Annotated in this window: 20 protein-coding genes; 15 read left to right on the forward strand and 5 right to left on the reverse strand. The window is 57.2% G+C overall.

What is annotated here, in order from left to right:
- The first annotated feature begins 149 nt into the window (after window positions 1-149).
- Entirely contained in the window at window positions 150-2,693 is a 2,544-nt protein-coding gene (gene cyaA / locus F0319_RS16875; protein ID WP_149367410.1) for a class I adenylate cyclase, read from the forward strand.
- Window positions 2,694-2,784: 91 nt separating this feature from the next.
- Here the strand turns inward: cyaA and cyaY are convergent, their stop codons facing one another.
- Window positions 2,785-3,105, reverse strand: coding sequence for an iron donor protein CyaY (cyaY, locus tag F0319_RS16880; protein WP_111963531.1), 321 nt, complete (start codon window positions 3,103-3,105; stop codon window positions 2,785-2,787).
- 135 nt (window positions 3,106-3,240) lie between these two features.
- Between cyaY and lptM the strand changes: the two genes are divergently transcribed.
- The 8 genes from lptM to corA all read left to right on the forward strand — a co-directional run bounded on the left by lptM (window position 3,241) and on the right by corA (window position 10,169).
- Window positions 3,241-3,444 carry an LPS translocon maturation chaperone LptM gene (gene lptM / locus F0319_RS16885; protein ID WP_024907980.1) on the forward strand — a complete coding sequence of 68 codons (204 nt, stop codon included), beginning with the start codon at window positions 3,241-3,243 and terminating at the stop codon, window positions 3,442-3,444.
- Between the two features lie 35 nt (window positions 3,445-3,479).
- Entirely contained in the window at window positions 3,480-4,304 is an 825-nt protein-coding gene (gene dapF / locus F0319_RS16890; RefSeq protein ID WP_008501545.1) for a diaminopimelate epimerase, read from the forward strand.
- On the forward strand, window positions 4,301-5,008 hold the full coding sequence (locus F0319_RS16895) for a DUF484 domain-containing protein (RefSeq protein WP_111963533.1): 708 nt from the start codon (window positions 4,301-4,303) through the stop codon (window positions 5,006-5,008). The genes dapF and F0319_RS16895 overlap by 4 nt, the downstream gene beginning before the upstream one ends.
- Entirely contained in the window at window positions 5,005-5,907 is a 903-nt protein-coding gene (xerC, locus tag F0319_RS16900) for a tyrosine recombinase XerC (RefSeq protein WP_136196061.1), read from the forward strand. The genes F0319_RS16895 and xerC overlap by 4 nt, the downstream gene beginning before the upstream one ends.
- Window positions 5,907-6,623 carry a 5-amino-6-(5-phospho-D-ribitylamino)uracil phosphatase YigB gene (yigB, locus tag F0319_RS16905; protein WP_111963534.1) on the forward strand — a complete coding sequence of 239 codons (717 nt, stop codon included), beginning with the start codon at window positions 5,907-5,909 and terminating at the stop codon, window positions 6,621-6,623. Before xerC ends, yigB begins: the two co-directional genes overlap by 1 nt.
- Window positions 6,624-6,699: 76 nt before the next feature.
- The gene (gene uvrD, locus F0319_RS16910) at window positions 6,700-8,862 is read left to right on the forward strand and encodes a DNA helicase II (RefSeq protein WP_032646073.1); all 2,163 of its coding nucleotides are present in this window, start codon (window positions 6,700-6,702) and stop codon (window positions 8,860-8,862) included.
- A gap of 149 nt (window positions 8,863-9,011) precedes the next feature.
- A complete protein-coding gene (gene ysgD / locus F0319_RS22395) occupies window positions 9,012-9,068 on the forward strand; it encodes a YsgD/CorL family protein (RefSeq protein WP_212743980.1) in 57 nt (18 codons plus the stop codon).
- Between the two features lie 150 nt (window positions 9,069-9,218).
- Complete coding sequence (gene corA / locus F0319_RS16915; RefSeq protein WP_008501540.1) at window positions 9,219-10,169, forward strand: magnesium/cobalt transporter CorA; 951 nt, start codon at window positions 9,219-9,221, stop codon at window positions 10,167-10,169.
- An 83-nt stretch (window positions 10,170-10,252) separates the two neighbouring features.
- Here the strand turns inward: corA and rarD are convergent, their stop codons facing one another.
- Window positions 10,253-11,149 (reverse strand): EamA family transporter RarD, encoded by an 897-nt coding sequence (gene rarD, locus F0319_RS16920; protein WP_149367411.1) that lies wholly within the window; start codon window positions 11,147-11,149, stop codon window positions 10,253-10,255.
- Between the two features lie 51 nt (window positions 11,150-11,200).
- Complete coding sequence (gene yigI / locus F0319_RS16925; protein WP_008501538.1) at window positions 11,201-11,668, reverse strand: acyl-CoA thioesterase YigI; 468 nt, start codon at window positions 11,666-11,668, stop codon at window positions 11,201-11,203.
- 163 nt (window positions 11,669-11,831) lie between these two features.
- Between yigI and pldA the strand changes: the two genes are divergently transcribed.
- The 3 genes from pldA to rhtC all read left to right on the forward strand — a co-directional run bounded on the left by pldA (window position 11,832) and on the right by rhtC (window position 15,303).
- Window positions 11,832-12,701 (forward strand): phospholipase A, encoded by an 870-nt coding sequence (pldA, locus tag F0319_RS16930; RefSeq protein ID WP_045417650.1) that lies wholly within the window; start codon window positions 11,832-11,834, stop codon window positions 12,699-12,701.
- Between the two features lie 90 nt (window positions 12,702-12,791).
- On the forward strand, window positions 12,792-14,621 hold the full coding sequence (gene recQ / locus F0319_RS16935; protein WP_047345452.1) for an ATP-dependent DNA helicase RecQ: 1,830 nt from the start codon (window positions 12,792-12,794) through the stop codon (window positions 14,619-14,621).
- A gap of 61 nt (window positions 14,622-14,682) precedes the next feature.
- Window positions 14,683-15,303 carry a threonine export protein RhtC gene (gene rhtC, locus F0319_RS16940; RefSeq protein WP_111963536.1) on the forward strand — a complete coding sequence of 207 codons (621 nt, stop codon included), beginning with the start codon at window positions 14,683-14,685 and terminating at the stop codon, window positions 15,301-15,303.
- On the opposite strand, the gene rhtB is transcribed toward rhtC, so the two are convergent.
- Window positions 15,300-15,920 (reverse strand): homoserine/homoserine lactone efflux protein, encoded by a 621-nt coding sequence (gene rhtB, locus F0319_RS16945; RefSeq protein ID WP_111963537.1) that lies wholly within the window; start codon window positions 15,918-15,920, stop codon window positions 15,300-15,302. The two genes, rhtC and rhtB, sit on opposite strands and share 4 nt — an antisense overlap.
- Before the next feature lie 110 nt (window positions 15,921-16,030).
- Here rhtB and pldB point away from each other — a divergent pair, with 110 nt between their 5' ends.
- The 3 genes from pldB (at window position 16,031) to F0319_RS16960 (ending at window position 18,837) form a co-directional block, all read left to right on the forward strand.
- Window positions 16,031-17,023, forward strand: coding sequence for a lysophospholipase L2 (gene pldB / locus F0319_RS16950; protein ID WP_149367412.1), 993 nt, complete (start codon window positions 16,031-16,033; stop codon window positions 17,021-17,023).
- 31 nt (window positions 17,024-17,054) lie between these two features.
- Window positions 17,055-17,855 carry a sugar/pyridoxal phosphate phosphatase YigL gene (yigL, locus tag F0319_RS16955; RefSeq protein WP_029741831.1) on the forward strand — a complete coding sequence of 267 codons (801 nt, stop codon included), beginning with the start codon at window positions 17,055-17,057 and terminating at the stop codon, window positions 17,853-17,855.
- A gap of 82 nt (window positions 17,856-17,937) precedes the next feature.
- Complete coding sequence (locus F0319_RS16960) at window positions 17,938-18,837, forward strand: carboxylate/amino acid/amine transporter (protein ID WP_115877019.1); 900 nt, start codon at window positions 17,938-17,940, stop codon at window positions 18,835-18,837.
- Here F0319_RS16960 and metR read toward each other — a convergent pair.
- Window positions 18,725-19,678 carry an HTH-type transcriptional regulator MetR gene (metR, locus tag F0319_RS16965; protein WP_127732586.1) on the reverse strand — a complete coding sequence of 318 codons (954 nt, stop codon included), beginning with the start codon at window positions 19,676-19,678 and terminating at the stop codon, window positions 18,725-18,727. The genes F0319_RS16960 and metR overlap by 113 nt on opposite strands.
- Window positions 19,679-19,715 lie beyond the last annotated feature (37 nt).

Raw genomic sequence — 19,715 nt, forward strand, 5'->3', positions numbered from 1 at the left:
TGATCACGTTTTAGACCATTTTTTCGTCGGTACCACCAAAAATGATAAGGGCGAAAAAGGGTAACGGTTATCTTTTTGAAATACTGCGGGTCCGCTGTTACTCGTGTTTTGAATAGCTTGCGACACCCGGAAACATCAGGCGATACGTCTTGTACCTCTATATTGAGACTCTGAAACAGAGACTGGATGCCATAAATCAACTGCGTGTGGATCGCGCGCTTGCTGCCATGGGCCCTGCTTTCCAGCAGGTATACAGTCTGCTGCCGACATTATTGCACTATCACCATCCGCTGATGCCTGGCTACCTTGACGGTAACGTTCCCCAGGGCATTTGCCTTTTCACGCCTGATGAAACCCAACAGCATTATCTGAACGAGCTGGAACTTTACCGCGGCATGCCGCCACAGGAATCTCCAAAAGGTGAACTGCCTATTACCGGCGTTTACTCAATGGGGAGCACCTCATCGGTAGGGCAAAGCTGTTCTTCGGACCTGGACATCTGGGTCTGTCATCAGTCATGGCTCGATAACGACGAGCGTCAGCTACTGCAGCGTAAATGCAGCCTGCTGGAGAGCTGGGCGGCCTCGCTCGGCGTGGAAGTGAGCTTCTTCCTGATTGATGAAAACCGTTTCCGCCATAACGAAAGCGGCAGTCTGGGTGGTGAGGACTGCGGCTCGACTCAGCACATCTTATTGCTGGATGAATTCTACCGTACTGCTGTGCGTCTGGCCGGGAAGCGTATTCTGTGGAATATGGTCCCGTGCGAAGAAGAAGAGCATTACGATGACTACGTCATGTCGCTTTACGCGCAGGGCGTACTGACGCCAAACGAATGGTTGGACCTCGGCGGCCTCAGCTCTCTGTCAGCAGAAGAGTATTTTGGCGCAAGCCTCTGGCAGCTCTATAAGAGTATCGACTCACCGTACAAAGCGGTGCTGAAAACGCTGCTGCTGGAAGCCTATTCCTGGGAATACCCTACGCCGCGCCTGCTGGCGAAAGATATCAAGCAGCGTCTGCACGATGGGGAAATCGTCTCCTTCGGGCTGGACGCCTACTGCATGATGCTGGAGCGCGTGACCGAATACCTGAAAGCCATTGATGACACCACGCGTCTTGACCTGGTGCGTCGATGTTTCTATCTCAAAGTCTGTGAGAAATTGAGCCGCGAACGCGCCTGCGTGGGGTGGCGTCGTGAAGTGGTCAGTCAGTTAGTGAAAGAGTGGGGATGGGACGAAGCGCGTCTGTCCATGCTCGATAACCGGGCCAACTGGAAAATCGATCAGGTGCGTGAAGCGCACAACGAACTGCTCGATGCGATGATGCAAAGCTACCGCAACCTGATCCGCTTTGCGCGCCGTAACAACCTCAGCGTTTCTGCCAGCCCGCAGGACATCGGGGTATTGACCCGTAAGCTTTACGCCGCGTTTGAAGCTCTGCCGGGTAAAGTTACCCTGGTTAACCCGCAGATCTCGCCAGACCTGTCTGAACCGAATCTGACCTTTATCTATGTGCCGCCGGGCCGCGCGAACCGCACCGGGTGGTATCTGTACAACCGTGCGCCAAGCATGGATTCAATTATCAGCCATCAGCCGCTGGAGTATAACCGCTACCTGAACAAGCTGGTGGCCTGGGCCTGGTTTAACGGTCTGCTGACCTCGCGCACGCGCCTGTTTATCAAAGGCAACGAGGTGGTCGATCTTGCTAAGCTGCAGGAGATGGTCGCGGATGTGTCGCACCACTTCCCGCTGCGTCTGCCTGCCCCAACGCCGAAAGCGCTCTACAGCCCGTGCGAGATTCGCCATCTGGCGATCATCGTCAACCTGGAATACGACCCGACGGCGGCCTTCCGCAATCAGGTGGTTCATTTTGACTTCCGCAAGCTGGACGTCTTCAGCTTTGGCGAGCAGCAAAACTGCCTGGTAGGCAGTGTCGATCTGTTGTACCGCAACTCGTGGAACGAAGTGCGTACCCTGCACTTCAACGGCGAGCAGGCAATGATCGAAGCGCTGAAAACGATTCTTGGCAAGATGCACCAGGATGCCGCACCGCCGGACAGCGTTGAGGTGTTCTGCTACAGCCAGCACCTGCGCGGTTTAATTCGTACCCGCGTGCAGCAGCTGGTTTCTGAGTGTATCGAACTGCGTCTCTCCAGTACCCGTCAGGAAACAGGCCGCTTTAAAGCGCTGCGCGTCTCCGGACAGACCTGGGGACTGTTCTTCGAGCGCCTGAACGTGTCGGTACAGAAGCTGGAAAACGCCATCGAGTTTTACGGCGCGATTTCACACAACAAGCTGCATGGCCTGTCGGTGCAGGTGGAAACCAACCACGTTAAGCTCCCGCAGGTGGTGGACGGATTCGCAAGTGAAGGGATTATTCAGTTCTTCTTTGAAGAGTCGGGCGACGATGCCGGATTTAACATCTACATTCTGGATGAGACTAACCGCGCCGAGGTGTATCACCATTGTGAAGGCAGTAAAGAGGAGCTGGTGCGCGACGTCAGCCGCTTCTACTCCTCTTCGCATGACCGCTTTACCTACGGCTCAAGCTTTATCAACTTTAACCTGCCGCAGTTCTACCAGATTGTGAACGTCGACGGCCGTACGCAGGTGATTCCGTTCCGCACCCAATCCGTCACGCCTGCAGCGCCTGCCAATCAGGACACCGCCCCGCTGTTGCAGCAGTATTTCTCCTGAGCCTTTTCGCCGGGTGGCGCTTACGTTTACCCGGCCTACGGTTCTAGCCGTTGTAGGCCCGGTAAGGCGCAGCCGCCACCGGGCAAGAAAACTACCTGAAACTCACGTTCTCACCCGCCTGCGCGGTCGCCGCCTGTTCCAGCAGATCCCAGAACGGTACGCCGCTACGGTCGCAAACCCATTCCCCGTCTTTCAGATCGAAATGATAGCCGCCCTGTTTAGCGGCCAGCCACACCTGGTGAAGCGGCTCCTGGCGGTTAATAATAATTTTGCTGCCATTTTCGAAGCTCAGGGTCAGAATGCCGCCGTTGATTTCACAATCGATATCGCTGTCACCGTCCCAGTCGTCAAGACGCTCTTCGATGGTCATCCACAGGTTGTCGGCAAGGCGATGGAATTCACTGTCGTTCATGGTTTTGTTCCTGTTTTTCGTGATGCCGGCAGTATAACCCTAAATAATTCCCGTTGCAGGAAAGCGGCAAACTCTTGCTTTTGTGTCTTCTCCTGCGATGATAGAAACAGATTTGAACTTACGGGCAACTTTATAATGAAAAACGCTTTCCGAACGCTTGCCGTTCTCATCACGCTGTTTAGCCTGACTGGCTGCGGACTGAAGGGACCACTGTACTTTCCGCCTGCGGATAAAACCGCACCGCCGCCGACGAAACCGGTTAACAGCGGCATTGAGTCTACCACGCCAAATACTAACGACCGTGGCGACAACGGTGGCCCGACTCAGGTTAATCTCTGACGACAACGTTCTGTACCCGCGCAATGGAGCAAATGATGCAGTTCTCTAAAATGCATGGCCTTGGCAACGATTTTATGGTCGTCGACGCGGTAACGCAGAATGTGTTTTTCTCGCCTGAACTGATCCGTCGCCTGGCGGATCGGCATCTGGGCGTGGGGTTCGATCAGCTGCTGGTGGTCGAGCCACCGTACGATCCCGATCTTGATTTCCACTACCGTATTTTTAACGCGGACGGCAGCGAAGTTAACCAGTGCGGCAACGGCGCGCGCTGTTTCGCCCGCTTTGTCCGCCTGAAAGGGCTGACCAACAAGCGTGATATTCGCGTCAGCACGGCCAATGGTCGCATGGTGCTCAGCGTCACCGATGATGAGCTGGTGCGCGTGAACATGGGCGAGCCTAACTTCGAGCCCTCCGTCGTGCCGTTTCGCGCAAACAAAGCGGAAAAGACCTATATTATGCGTGCGGCCGAGCAGACAGTATTGTGCGGCGTCGTCTCAATGGGTAACCCACACTGCGTGATTCAGGTTGATGATGTGGAAACTGCCGCGGTCGAAACGCTCGGCCCGGTACTGGAAAGCCACGAACGTTTCCCGGAGCGCGCGAACATCGGTTTTATGCAGGTGGTGAAGCGCGAGCACATTCGCCTGCGGGTTTACGAGCGCGGCGCGGGTGAAACTCAGGCCTGCGGAAGCGGTGCCTGTGCTGCGGTGGCCGTGGGCATCTCCCAGGGGTTACTGGCAGAAGAGGTTCGCGTGGAATTACCGGGCGGTCGGCTTGATATCGCCTGGAAAGGACCGGGTCATCCACTGTATATGACTGGCCCGGCGGCACATGTCTATGACGGGTTTATCCATCTATGAAACAACCAGGGGAAGAACTGCAGGAAACAGTGACGGAACTGGACGACAGGGCTGTTGTTGATTATCTGCTGCGCAATCCTGAGTTTTTTATTCGCAATGCACGCGTGGTCGAAGAGATGCGTGTGCCGCATCCGGTTCGCGGGACCGTGTCGCTGGTCGAATGGCACATGGCGCGCTCGCGCAACCACATCAGCCAGCTTGAAGAGAACATGACGCTGCTGATGGAGCAGGCCAGCACCAACGAAAGCCTGTTCTATCGACTGCTGCATCTGCAGGCGCGTCTGGCGTCGGCGCACAGTCTCGACGAGTTCCTCAGCCGTTTCCACCGCTGGGCGCGCGAGCTGGGGCTGGCGGGCGCAACGATTCGTCTTTTCCCTGACCGCTGGCGCATCGGCGCGCCGTCGGGATTTACCCATCTGGCACTCAGCCGTCAGGCATTTGAACCGCTGCGCATTCAGCGTCTGGGGCATGATCACCACTATCTGGGGCCGCTTAACGGGCCTGAGCTGCTGGTGGTATTACCGGAAGCCAAAGCGATTGGCTCGGTGGCGATGTCGCTGATGGGGCGCGATGGCGATCTGGGCGTCATATTATTTACCAGCCGCGACGCGCATCACTACGAGCAGGGGCAAGCCACGCACCTGCTGCAGGAGATCGCCCTGATGCTGCCTGAGCTGCTGGAGCGCTGGATTGAGCGCGTATGATGGACGGACTGCTCGCCACTGACGTCTCGCGCTTTCTGCGCTATCTCGGCGTGGAACGTCAGCTTAGCCCCATTACGCTGCTTAACTATCAGCGTCAGCTTGATGCCATCATGCAGATTGCCGACGAGATCGGCCTGAAAAGCTGGCAACAATGTGACGCTGCGACGGTACGCGGGTTTGTCGTGCGTAGCCGTAAAAAAAATCTCAGCCCGGCAAGCCTGGCGCTCAGGCTCTCTGCGCTGCGCAGCTTCTTCGACTGGCTGGTCAGTCAGGGGGGCTTAAAAGCCAACCCGGCAAAAGGGATCGCCACGCCGAAGGCGCCGCGCCATCTGCCTAAAAATATTGACGTTGACGACGTAAACCGCCTGCTGGATATCGATCTGAACGATCCGCTGGCCGTGCGCGATCGCGCGATGCTGGAGGTGATGTATGGTGCCGGGCTGCGTCTGTCTGAACTCGTCAACCTTGATCTCAAGCATCTCGATCTGGAATCGGGCGAAGTGTGGGTAATGGGTAAGGGCAGCAAAGAGCGCCGCCTGCCGATTGGCCGCAATGCGGTCTCCTGGATTGAGCACTGGCTTGACCTGCGCGGGCTGTTTGGCTCCGACGAAGATGCGCTGTTCCTGTCGAAGCTCGGCAAGAGGATCTCGGCGCGTAACGTGCAGAAGCGCTTTGCGGAGTGGGGCATTAAGCAGGGGCTGAACAGCCACGTTCACCCGCACAAGCTGCGCCACTCCTTTGCGACACACATGCTTGAGTCGAGCGGCGATCTGCGCGGCGTGCAGGAACTGCTTGGCCACGCAAATCTGTCGACCACTCAAATCTATACCCACCTAGACTTCCAGCACCTTGCCTCGGTGTATGACGCGGCGCATCCACGCGCCAAACGGGGGAAATAATGCGTTTTTACCGCCCACTCGGTCAGATCTCAGCCCTGACGTTTGACCTTGATGACACTCTTTATGACAACCGCGAGGTGATCCTGCGCACCGAACAGGAGTCCCTGGCGTTTGTGCAGAACTACCATCCCGCGCTGAAGGCGATACAGAACAAGGACTTCCAGAAGCTGCGCCAGTCCCTGCGTGAGACCGAGCCGGACATTTACCACGACGTGACCGAATGGCGTCGTCGCGCGGTTGAGCAGGCGATGCTCAACGTGGGTCTGAGCACACAGGATGCTGCCATTGGGGCGGAAGCGGCCATGGAAAACTTCGCCAAATGGCGCAGCCGTATCGACGTGCCGCAGGAAACCCACGACACGCTGGCGAAGCTTGCCGAAAAGTGGCCGCTGGTGGCCATCACCAACGGCAATGCCCAGCCGGAGCTTTTTGGCCTGAGTGATTACTTTGAATTCGTGCTGCGTGCGGGTCCTCACGGGCGCGCAAAGCCGTTCAGTGACATGTACCATCTGGCGGCAGATAAGCTTAACCTGCCGCTGGGTGAGATCCTGCACGTGGGGGATGACCTGACCACAGACGTGGCCGGCGCAATCCGCTGCGGGATGCAGGCCTGCTGGATCAAGCCGGAAAATGCTGACCTGATGATCGCCTCCGATAGCCGTCTTCTGCCGCACGTGGAAATTTCACGGTTGGCATCCCTCACGACGCTGATATAATCATCAATTGTTCTGTATAAATTAACAGGGTTTTGGCGAATGCTATTCGCCTGCCCGACATGACGTGACGGTGCCAATGGACGTTTCTTACCTGCTCGACAGCCTTAATGACAAACAGCGTGACGCGGTTGCCGCCTCGCGCACCAACCTGCTGGTGCTGGCTGGAGCGGGCAGTGGTAAGACGCGCGTGCTGGTTCACCGTATCGCCTGGCTGCAGAGCGTGGAAAACTGCTCGCCGTACTCCATCATGGCGGTCACGTTTACCAACAAGGCGGCGGCAGAGATGCGCCACCGCATCGCGCAGCTGATGGGCACCAGCCAGGGCGGCATGTGGGTCGGTACCTTCCACGGCCTGGCGCACCGTCTGCTGCGCGCACACCACATGGACGCCAACCTGCCGCAGGATTTCCAGATCCTCGACAGCGAAGACCAGCTCCGTCTGCTGAAGCGCCTGATCAAGGCGATGAACCTCGACGAGAAGCAGTGGCCGCCGCGTCAGGCGATGTGGTACATCAACGGCCAGAAAGACGAGGGGCTGCGCCCGCACCACATTCAGAGCTTCGGCAACCCGGTCGAGCAGACCTGGCAGAACGTCTACAAGGCCTATCAGGAAGCGTGCGATCGCGCCGGTCTGGTGGATTTCGCCGAGCTGCTGCTGCGCGCCCACGAGCTGTGGCTGAACAAACCGCACATCCTGCAGCACTACCGTGAACGCTTCACCAATATCCTGGTGGACGAATTCCAGGATACCAACAACATCCAGTACGCGTGGATCCGCCTGCTGGCCGGCGATACCGGCAAGGTGATGATCGTGGGCGATGATGACCAGTCGATCTACGGCTGGCGCGGGGCGCAGGTGGAGAACATCCAGCGCTTCCTCAACGATTTCCCCGGCGCGGAAACCATCCGTCTGGAGCAGAACTACCGCTCAACCAGCAACATCCTGAGCGCGGCCAACGCCCTGATTGAGAACAACAACGGGCGTCTGGGTAAAAAGCTGTGGACCGACGGCGTCGACGGCGAACCGATTTCGATTTACTGCGCCTTCAACGAGCTCGACGAAGCGCGCTTCGTGGTGAACCGCATTAAAACCTGGCAGGACAACGGCGGCGCGCTGGAGCAGTGCGCCATTCTCTATCGCAGCAACGCCCAGTCGCGCGTGCTGGAAGAGGCGCTGCTGCAGGTGAGCATGCCGTACCGCATTTACGGCGGCATGCGCTTCTTCGAACGTCAGGAAATCAAAGATGCGCTGTCGTATCTGCGTCTGATTGCCAACCGTAACGACGACGCGGCGTTTGAACGCGTGGTGAACACCCCAACCCGCGGGATTGGCGACCGCACGCTGGACGTGGTGCGTCAGGCCTCGCGCGACCGCCAGCTGACGCTGTGGCAGGCGTGCCGCGAGCTGCTGCAGGAAAAAGCGCTCGCCGGACGTGCCGCCAGCGCATTGCAGCGCTTCCTTGAGCTGATTGACGCCCTCGCGCAGGAAACGGCCGACATGCCGCTGCACGTGCAGACCGACCGGGTGATTAAAGATTCCGGCCTGCGCACCATGTACGAGCAGGAAAAAGGCGAGAAGGGCCAGACCCGTATTGAGAACTTAGAGGAACTGGTCACGGCAACTCGCCAGTTCAGCTACAACGAAGAAGACGAAGACCTGATGCCGCTGCAGGCGTTCCTCTCCCACGCCGCGCTGGAAGCGGGGGAAGGGCAGGCGGATACCTGGCAGGATGCGGTTCAGCTCATGACCCTGCACTCCGCCAAAGGACTGGAGTTCCCGCAGGTGTTCATCGTCGGGATGGAAGAGGGGATGTTCCCGAGCCAGATGTCGCTGGATGAAGGCGGTCGTCTGGAAGAGGAACGCCGTCTGGCCTACGTGGGCGTGACGCGCGCGATGCAGAAGCTGACGCTGACCTATGCGGAAACCCGCCGTCTGTACGGTAAAGAGGTCTATCACCGTCCGTCGCGCTTTATCGGTGAACTGCCGGAAGAGTGCGTGGAGGAGGTGCGTCTGCGGGCAAGCATCAGTCGTCCTGTCAGCCATCAGCGCATGGGATCGCCGATTGCGGAAACCGACACTGGCTACAAGCTGGGCCAGCGCGTGCGCCATTCGAAGTTTGGCGAAGGTACCATTGTGAATCTGGAAGGCAGCGGCGAGCACAGCCGCCTGCAGGTGGCGTTCCAGGGGCAGGGGATCAAATGGTTGGTGGCCGCCTACGCGAAGCTGGAAACAGTCTAACTTTCAGAAAAATATCGTTATTTTGTAATAATCTGCTAGCCTTATACGCTGAAGGTCAATTAATGCCCTTCAGCGTTCCGTTGCGTGTTGACGCCACAGTTATAGCTGGCGTAACATGCGCGCACGATTACGCTAAGAGGACATTCGCCTTGGACACACCCAGTAGATACTGGCTCAATTCCCTGTCATCCAGGAACAACTCCTAAGGCTATCTCCTCTTGCTGATGGCCTTAGTGGTTGTCAGCGACTGCATTATTCCCGTCGCGCTGAGTCAGGCTGTTTAATGGTCTGAAACCCAATTTGTTTCTGTGTGCCCACCGAACTGTCCGATATTTTTTGCATTGGGAGTCCCGGTCATGTTGAGCGCATTTCAACTCGAAAATAACCGACTGACTCGGCTTGAAGCCGAAGAGTCACAGCCCCTCATTGATGCCGTATGGGTGGATCTGGTCGAGCCGGACGACGATGAGCGCCTTCGCGTACAATCTGAGCTGGGGCAAAGCCTGGCAACCCGCCCGGAACTGGAAGACATCGAAGCATCCGCGCGTTTTTTTGAAGACGAAGACGGTCTGCATATTCACTCCTTCTTCTTCTTTGAAGATGCGGAAGACCACGCGGGTAACTCCACCGTGGCGTTTACCATTCGCGATGGTCGTCTGTTTACCCTGCGCGAGCGTGAGCTACCGGCATTCCGCCTCTACCGCATGCGCGCCCGTAGCCAGGCGATGGTAGACGGCAACGCGTACGAGCTGCTGCTCGATCTGTTCGAGACCAAAATTGAACAGCTGGCGGACGAAATTGAAAACATCTATAGCGATCTGGAAAAGCTGAGCCGCGTGATCATGGAAGGCCATCAGGGCGATGAGTACGACGAGGCACTCTCCACGCTGGCTGAGCTGGAAGATATCGGCTGGAAGGTGCGTTTGTGTCTGATGGATACCCAGCGCGCGCTGAATTTCCTGGTGCGCAAGGCGCGTCTGCCGGGCGGTCAGCTGGAGCAGGCGCGTGAGATCCTGCGCGATATCGAATCCCTGCTGCCGCACAACGAATCCCTGTTCCAGAAGGTCAACTTCCTGATGCAGGCGGCGATGGGCTTTATCAACATCGAGCAGAACCGCATCATCAAGATCTTCTCGGTGGTGTCCGTAGTGTTCCTGCCGCCAACGCTGGTGGCATCCAGCTACGGGATGAACTTCGAGTTTATGCCGGAGCTGAAGTGGAGCTTTGGTTACCCGGGGGCGATTATCTTTATGATCCTCGCGGGGCTGGCACCGTATCTGTACTTTAAGCGCCGGAACTGGCTGTAAAAATCTGGCGGGTGGCGCTGCGCTTACCCGCCCAACGATCGAATTCCCTCTCCCTGTGGGAGAGGGTTAGGGTGAGGGCAACATTACAGCCCTTTGCGCCCCCTGCGCTGGGTATAAATCGCATCGGCGACGAAAATCGCCAGCGCCACCCAGATAAAGGCGAACGTCACCATCTTATCCGCCCCCGGCACCTCGCCGTAAAACACCACCGCCAGCAGGAACATTAGCGTCGGGCCAATGTACTGGAAGAAACCCAGCGTGGAGAGACGCAGGCGCGTCGCCGCACCGGTGAAGCACAGCAGTGGAATAGTGGTCACCACGCCCGCCGCCATCAGCATCAGGTTCAGCGACCACGGGTTGCTGCCCATGTGGCTGATTGGGCTGTCGGCGATGCCGAAAAGATAAATCGCCGCCACGGGCAGCAGCCACAGGGTTTCAAACAGCATCCCCGTCTGCGCTTCCACCGCAATCTTCTTACGCACCAGGCCGTAGAACGCAAAGCTGAACGCCAGGCCGAGGGCAATAATCGGCAGCGAGCCGAAGGTCCAGAGCTGCACCAGTACGCCGCAGAAGGCCAGAATCACCGCCACCCACTGCATCCGGCGGAAGCGCTCACCGAGGAAAATCATCCCCAGCACGATATTCACCAGCGGGTTAATGAAGTACCCCAGGCTCGCTTCGAGCATGTGATGGTTATTCACCGCCCAGATAAACAGCAGCCAGTTGCCGCCAATCAGCACGGCAGAGAGTGCCAGCAGGAAGATCTTCTTCGGGGTTTGCAGAAGCGTTTTGACGCCCGACCACTGACGGCTGAGGCTCATCAGCGCAATCATAAAGAAGAACGACCAGATGACGCGGTGAGTCAGGATCTCATCGGCCGGAACGTAGGCGATAAGCTTGAAATACGCCGGGGCGATACCCCAAATAAAATAAGCGGCAAGGGCGAGTAAAACGCCCTGCCGCGTCTGTTTAGCATCCATCGGGAAAATCCGTTACAAAAAAGTGAATTAATTTTACCCGATTTTGCCGCCTCAACCCACCATATAAGTGGCGGTTGCGCTGGCGATATACACCTGTTCTTCGTTGTGTAATTCAACGCGCGCCACGGCGACTTTATTCCCCGCGCGCAGCAGGCTGCTCGTGCAGGTGAAGCGATTTCCACGCCCCGGCCGAAGATAGTCGACCCGCAGATCAATGGTACCCATGCGCGCCAGACGCTGGCGGAGTTCGTCTTCGTTGATGGTGTCATGGCGGGTCAGCGTACTGCCCACGCAGACCAGACCTGCCGCCACGTCAAGCGCGGAGGCAATCACGCCGCCGTGCAAAATACTTTGCGCCCAATTACCCACCATCATCGGCTGATTGTTGAAACTCAACTGGGCAAAGTCTTTCTCGTAACGCTCCAGCTCAAGTCCCAGCGCGCGGTTAAACGGCATATGGTAAACAAAAATCTCGCCCACGAGTTTTAACACTTCTTCGGCGGTAAGCATGGCTGACATGAGGCATCACATCCTTATTGTTAATAAAATGTTGATTTTATGCCTCGGCAACAAGGAATTCCACTTTCAGAAATGAGGATGCAGCAGTTGTCGCATAAGTCTGTAGAATGTCCGCCACATAACTATTCAGGTAATTTTACTCTTTTGCAGGAGAACACCACCGATGCGGACGTATCTGGCCTGGTTACTGGCGGCGATTTCGCTGCCCCTCACAGCCTATGCGCAGGAAGCGACAATCAAAGAGGTGCATGATAAGCCTGCCGTTCACGGTAGCATTATCGCGAATCTTCTTCAGGAGCATGACAATCCGTTCACGCTCTATCCGTATGATACCAACTACGTGATTTACACCCAGACCAGCGATCTCAACAAAGAGGCGATAAGCTCCTATAACTGGTCTGATAATGCGCGTAAAGATGAGGTGAAGTTCCAGCTCAGCCTCGCTTTCCCGTTCTGGCGCGGCATTCTGGGACCGAACTCGGTGTTTGGTGCCTCCTATACGCAGAAGTCCTGGTGGCAGCTCTCTAACAGCGGGGAATCCTCGCCGTTCCGCGAAACCAACTATGAGCCCCAGCTGTTCCTCGGCTTCGCAACGGATTATGAGTTTGCGGGCTGGACGTTACGCGATGTGGAAGTGGGCTTTAACCATGATTCTAACGGACGTTCCGATCCGACATCCCGTAGCTGGAACCGTGCCTATACGCGTCTGATGGCGCAGAACGGTAACTGGATGGTGGAAGTGAAGCCGTGGTATGTGGTCGGCAGCACTGATGACAACCCGGACATCACCAAATATATGGGCTACTACCAGCTTAAAGTCGGCTACCAGTTAGGTGATGCCGTGCTGAGTGCGAAAGGTCAGTACAACTGGAACACCGGCTACGGCGGCGCGGAAGTGGGCTTAAGCTATCCGGTAAGCAAGCATGTCCGCCTTTATACGCAAGTCTATAGCGGCTACGGCGAGTCGCTTATCGATTACAACTTCAACCAGACCCGCGTCGGCGTGGGCGTGATGCTGAACGATATTCTCTAGGCTGTTCGAATGTTTTTGCGTTAAACGTTGAAGTTTCTCTCTCAGGCGCTGAAAATAGCGCCTGTTTCATTTCAGGCATATGGGGTTAACGTGGCGCAGGCGGAAGTATTGAATCAGGAGTCGCTGGCTAAACAGGTTTTGCATGAAACCTTTGGCTACCAGCAGTTCCGCCCTGGCCAGGAAACCATCATTGAAACGGTGCTGGAAGGTCGTGATTGCCTTGTGGTGATGCCTACCGGTGGCGGCAAGTCCCTCTGTTATCAGGTGCCCGCACTGGTGCTTAACGGCCTGACGGTCGTGGTATCCCCCCTCATTTCTCTAATGAAAGACCAGGTTGACCAGCTGCTCGCCAACGGAGTGGCGGCGGCCTGTCTCAACTCGACCCAAACCCGGGAGCAGCAGCAAGAGGTGATGGCCGGGTGTCGCACCGGGCAGATTCGCCTGCTGTATATCGCGCCGGAACGCCTGATGCTGGATAACTTCCTCGATCACCTGGCGCACTGGAACCCGGTCCTGCTGGCGGTGGATGAAGCGCACTGTATTTCCCAGTGGGGACACGATTTCCGCCCGGAATACGCCGCCCTCGGCCAGCTGCGTCAGCGCTTCCCCGAGCTGCCGTTTATGGCGCTTACCGCCACGGCGGATGACACTACGCGCCTGGATATCGTTCGCCTGCTCGGGTTGAACGACCCCTATATTCAGGTCAGCAGCTTCGACCGCCCCAACATCCGCTATATGCTGATGGAAAAATTCAAGCCGCTGGATCAGCTTCTGCGCTACGTGCAGGAGCAGCGCGGCAAGTCCGGCATTATCTACTGCAACAGCCGCGCAAAGGTGGAAGACACCGCCGCGCGTCTGCAAAACCGCGGCTTTAGCGCCGCCGCCTATCACGCCGGATTAGAGAACCATATCCGTGCCGACGTGCAGGAAAAATTCCAGCGCGATGACCTGCAGATCGTGGTCGCGACGGTGGCGTTTGGGATGGGGATCAACAAGCCCAACGTGCGCTTCGTGGTGCATTTCGACATTCCGCGCAATATCGAATCCTACTATCAGGAAACCGGCCGCGCCGGGCGCGACGGCCTGCCTGCGGAAGCGATGCTGTTTTACGATCCGGCCGATATGGCGTGGCTGCGCCGCTGTCTGGAAGAGAAGCCGCAGGGACAGCTGCAGGATATCGAGCGCCACAAGCTCAACGCGATGGGCGCGTTTGCCGAAGCGCAAACCTGCCGTCGTCTGGTTCTGCTCAACTACTTTGGTGAAGGGCGACAGGAGCCGTGCGGCAACTGCGATATCTGCCTGGATCCGCCGAAACAGTACGATGGCCTGATGGACGCGCGTAAGGCGCTCTCAACCATTTACCGCGTGAACCAGCGCTTCGGGATGGGCTACGTGGTGGAAGTGCTGCGCGGTGCCAACAACCAGCGTATCCGCGACATGGGCCACGACAAGCTGCCTGTCTACGGTATTGGCAAGGACCAGAGCCACGAGCACTGGGTGAGCATCATTCGCCAGCTGATCCACCTCGGCTTCGCTACGCAGAACATTGCTCAGCACTCCGCGCTTCAGCTCACGGAGGCCGCGCGTCCGGTGCTGCGCGGTGACGTTGAACTGAAGCTCGCCGTGCCGCGCGTCATCGCCCTGAAGCCGCGCGTGATGCAGAAATCCTACGGCGGAAATTACGACCGCAAGCTGTTCGCCAAACTGCGCAAGCTGCGTAAAGCCATCGCCGACGAGGAAAACATCCCGCCTTACGTGGTGTTCAACGACGCGACGCTGATTGAGATGGCCGAGCAGATGCCGCTCAGCGCCAGCGAAATGCTCAGCGTCAACGGCGTCGGCACGCGCAAGCTGGAGCGCTTCGGTAAAGAGTTTATGGCGCTCATCCGCTCTCACGCCGACGGTGACGATGAGGAGTAGTCAGCCGGGCGAAAAAGTGCCAGGATGATGACTCACTAAATTATTTCCCCGCGAGCTAATTATGTTAATGCTATTTCTCACCGTGGCATTAGTGCACATCGTTGCGCTGATGAGCCCCGGCCCAGACTTTTTCTTCGTGTCACAAACGGCCGTCAGCCGCTCCCGAAAAGAGGCGATGATGGGCGTGCTCGGTATCACCATGGGCGTTATGGTCTGGGCGGCCGTTGCGCTGCTCGGTCTGAACCTGATCCTGGCGAAGATGGCCTGGCTGCATAACATCATTATGGTCGGCGGCGGGCTGTACCTGTGCTGGATGGGCTACCAAATGCTGCGCGGGGCGCTGAAGAAAGAAGAGAAAAAACCGGAAGAGCCAAAGGTGGAGCTGGCAACGGGCGGTCGCAGCTTTGTAAAAGGGTTGCTGACTAATCTGGCGAACCCAAAAGCGATTATCTATTTCGGCTCCGTGTTCTCGCTGTTTGTCGGCGATAGCGTCGGTGCGGGCGCACGCTGGGGCATCTTCCTGCTGATCGTCGTTGAAACCTTTGCCTGGTTTACTATCGTGGCCAGCCTGTTCGCTTTACCGGCGATGCGCCGCGGCTACCAGCGTATCGCGAAGTGGATTGACGGCTGCGCCGGCGCGCTGTTCGCCGGCTTCGGCATTCATCTCATCATTTCTCGCTAAGCATGACGCGCTGACGCAAGCAGCGCGCCAACCAGCATAAACAGCGAGCCAAAGACTTTATTCAGGGCCTTCATCTGCTTAGGCCCTTTAATCCACGCCGCAATTCGCTGCGCCAGCGTCGCGTATCCAATCATCACGATGATATCGACGATAATGGTGGTCGCGCCCAGCACCACGTACTGCATCACCTGCGGCTGATGCGGAACGATAAACTGCGGGAACAGCGCGGCGAGGAAAACGATGCTCTTCGGGTTGGTCAGGTTGACGAACACCGCCCGCTTAAACAGATGGCCGCGGTTTTGCGTCTGCGCGAGAGTATTCAGGTTGATGGAACCTGCCGCGCGCCACTGCTGGATGCCGAGCCAAATCAGATAGGCTGCCCCGGCCCATTTCAGCACTTCAAACGCCAGCACCGAGCGGGAGAAAAGTGTCCCCAGACCAATCCCAACCAGCACAATATGAATGCCCAGCCCGGCCTGCAAACCGGCAATCGACGCCACCGCACCGCGGTAACCGTGGTTGATGGAGGTAGTCATGGTGTTAATAGCACCCGAACCCGGAGAAAGGCTGAGGATAATGGATGTCAGCAGGTAGGCGAACCACCACTCGAAGGTCATTTGAAACTCCCGAACCGTCTATTTTTATGCCACAATACGCTATTATTGAGTCATTTTGTGACCGGTGACGAAAAAAACGATATTCCCTGGATTACGTGAGTGGAAACCCAATGTTTCAGCAGAAAAAGGACTGGGAAACACGAGAAAACGCTTTTGCTGCTTTCTCTATGGGGCCGCTGACCGATTTCTGGCGGCAGCGTGAGGAAGATGAGTTTACGGGCGTCGGGGGCATCCCGGTGCGTTTCGTTCGTTTCCGAAATGAAAAAAATGACCGGGTGATTGTGGTCTGCCCTGGGCGTATTGAAAGCTACGTTAAATACGCTGAGCTGGCCTACGACCTGGTCCATATGGGGTTCGATGTCCTGATTATCGACCATCGTGGACAGGGGCTGTCCGGACGACTGCTACCGGACACGCACCGTGGGCACGTCGATCGCTTCAGCGATTACGTCGACGATTTTGCCGCCTTCTGGCAGCAGGACGTTCAGCCTGGTCCCTGGCGCAAGCGGTATATCCTTGCGCACTCCATGGGGGGCGCGATATCGACGCTGTTTTTGCAGCGTTATGAACACCAGTGCGATGCCATTGCGCTGACCGCGCCGATGTACGGTATCGTTATCCGTTTTCCTGACTGGATGGTGCGTCATCTTCTCGACTGGGCTGAGGGCCATCAGCGCATTCGTGAAGGTTACGCCATAGGTACAGGACGCTGGCGCGCGCTGCCGTTCGCCATCAACGTCTTAACCCACAGTCGGCAGCGTTATCGCCGCAACCTGCGCTTTTATGCCGATGAACCACGCTTACGCGTCGGCGGCCCGACCTGGCACTGGGTGCGGGAGGGTATTATGGCCGGTGAGCAGGTGCTGGCGGGCGTAGGTGATGATGATACGCCGACGCTTCTGATTCAGGCGGAAGAAGAGCGTGTGGTGGATAACCGCATGCATGACCGCTATTGTGAACTGCGCGCTGCTGCCGGTCACCCTTGTGAAGGGGGTAAACCGCTGGTCATTAACGGCGCGTTCCATGAGATCCTTTTTGAAAAGGACGCTATGCGCTCAGTCGCGCTCAACGCCATTGTTGAATTTTTCAACAGGCATAATTGATTTTTGTTTTCCACCAGAGGTTGAAATCCCTATGTACCAGGTTGTTGCATCTGATTTAGATGGCACGCTGCTTTCCCCCGACCACACCCTGTCGCCTTACGCGAAAGAGACCTTAAAACTCCTGACTGCCCGTGGCGTGAACTTTGTGTTCGCCACCGGCCGCCACCACGTCGACGTGGGGCAGATCCGCGATAATCTCGAGATCAAATCGTACATGATCACCTCCAACGGTGCGCGCGTGCATGATACCGACGGCAACCTGATCTTTACCCACAACCTGGATCGCGATATTGCCGCCGATCTGTTTGGCGTGGTGCATAACAACCCGGCTATCGTCACTAACGTTTACCGCGACGACGACTGGTTTATGAACCGCCACCGCCCGGATGAAATGCGTTTCTTCAAGGAAGCGGTATTCAACTACTCCCTTTACGAACCGGGCCTGCTGGAGCCGGAAGGGATCAGCAAGGTGTTCTTCACCTGCGACAGCCACGAAGAGCTGCTCCCGCTGGAACAGGCGATCAACGCTCGCTGGGGCGATCGCGTCAACGTAAGCTTCTCAACCCTGACCTGTCTTGAAGTGATGGCGGGTGGCGTCTCCAAAGGTCACGCGCTGGAAGCGGTTGCGAAACGCCTGGGCTTCGGGCTCAAAGACTGTATCGCCTTCGGTGACGGCATGAACGACGCCGAGATGCTTTCAATGGCAGGCAAGGGCTGCATCATGCAGAACGCGCACCAGCGTCTGAAGGATCTCCACCCTGAACTGGAAGTCATTGGTTCTAACGCTGACAACGCGGTACCGAAGTATCTGCGCAAGCTGTTCCTTGAATAATCTTCACTTGATTGTTTATTGCTCAGTTGTCAACTAAAGAGTTCGCTACAATGCCTCTCCTTCTTTCTGAGAGACAAGCATTGTGGCGCTACTCATTATCACCACTATCCTGTGGGCCTTCTCCTTTAGCCTGATTGGCGAATACCTTGCCGGTTCGGTCGACAGCTACTTCTCGGTGCTGATGCGTGTGGGGCTGGCGGCACTGGTGTTCCTGCCGTTTCTGCGCACGCGCGGGCAATCGCTGAAAACGATTGTGCTGTATATGCTGGTGGGGGCGATGCAGCTCGGCATCATGTATTTGTTCAGCTTCCGGGCTTACGTCTATCTGTCCGTCTCGGAATTCCTGCTCTTTACCGTGCTGACGCCGCTCTACATCACGCTGATTTACGATCTGCTGAGTAAACGCCGTCTGCGCTGGGGATACCTGCTGAGCGCGGCGCTGGCGGTGATTGGCGCGGCGATTATTCGCTACGACAAAGTAAGCGATCACTTCTGGACCGGGCTGATGTTCGTCCAGCTCGCCAACATCAGTTTCGCTATCGGCATGGTGGGCTACAAACGCCTGATGGAAACCCGTCCGATGCCGCAGCATAACGCGTTTGCCTGGTTTTATATGGGCGCCGCGATTGTCGCGGTAGCGGCGTGGTTTATGCTCGGTAACCCGCAAAAGTTGCCTACCACCATCGTTCAGTGGGGTGTTCTGGTCTGGCTGGGCGTCGTGGCTTCCGGGTTGGGGTACTTCATGTGGAACTACGGCGCGACGCAGGTCGACGCCGGTACGCTGGGGATTATGAACAACGTGCATGTCCCGGCAGGGCTGCTGGTCAACCTTGCCATCTGGCAGCAACAGCCGCACTGGCCAAGCTTCCTTATTGGGGGAGCGGTGATCCTGGCTTCGCTGTGGGTCCATCGACGCTGGGTCGCTCCGCGCTCCGCACAAACGGAAGATGGTCGCACGCGTGGTTCCGCGCTGAGCGAATAAACGCCTCCGTAATCGGCTGACGCTGCTCGCCATCGCGCACGGCGGCGTACAGCCGGCTCCACAGTCCTTCACCCAGGGTTTTGGTGACCACCAGGCCCTGGCGTTCAAAACTCTCCACCACCCAGTGCGGCAGCGCCGCGATACCCATGCTGGCCGCCACCATCTGAATCAGCAGCAAGGTGTTATCCACGCTTTTCAGCTGCGGGCTAATGCCCGCGGGCTGCAGGAAGTGACGCCAGATATCCAGACGACTGCGCTGAACCGGGTAAATCAGCAGCGTTTCCGTCGCCAGGTCTTCCGGCGTGATGCGCGTTTTGGCCGCCAGCGGGTGGTCCGGCGCCAGCACCAGGCGCACCTCATAATCAAACATCGGCGAATAGTGCAGGCCGCTGCGCGGCAGAATGTCAGAGGTCATGACCAGATCCAGCTCGCCCTGCTGCAGCGATGGCTGCGGGTCGAACGTCACTCCGGATTTAAAGTCCATCTCCACCTGCGGCCACTTCTGGCGGAAGTTCTCAAGCGCGGGGGTCAGCCACTGAATACAGCTGTGGCACTCAATAGCGATACGCAGTTTGGTCTGCTGCGGTTCGTTACACGCCTGCAGCGCGCTCGCGATCTGTGGCAGAACCTGATTCGCCAACTGAAGGAGAATTTCACCCTGCGGCGTAAAGCGTAGCGGCTGGCTTTTACGCACAAAAAGACGGAAGCCGAGGCGTTGTTCCAGATCGCTGAACTGGTGAGAAAGGGCGGACTGTGTCTGGTGCAGCGTGGCCGCAGCAGCCGCGAGCGAACCGCAGTTTCGCAACGCTTGTAGCGTTTTCAGGTGTTTAATCTCGATCATGAAAGTCCTTCACTTCGCCATGAACATTTTGCGCTTG

The sequence above is a fragment of the Enterobacter vonholyi genome, assembly GCF_008364555.1.
GTDB lineage: Bacteria > Pseudomonadota > Gammaproteobacteria > Enterobacterales > Enterobacteriaceae > Enterobacter > Enterobacter vonholyi.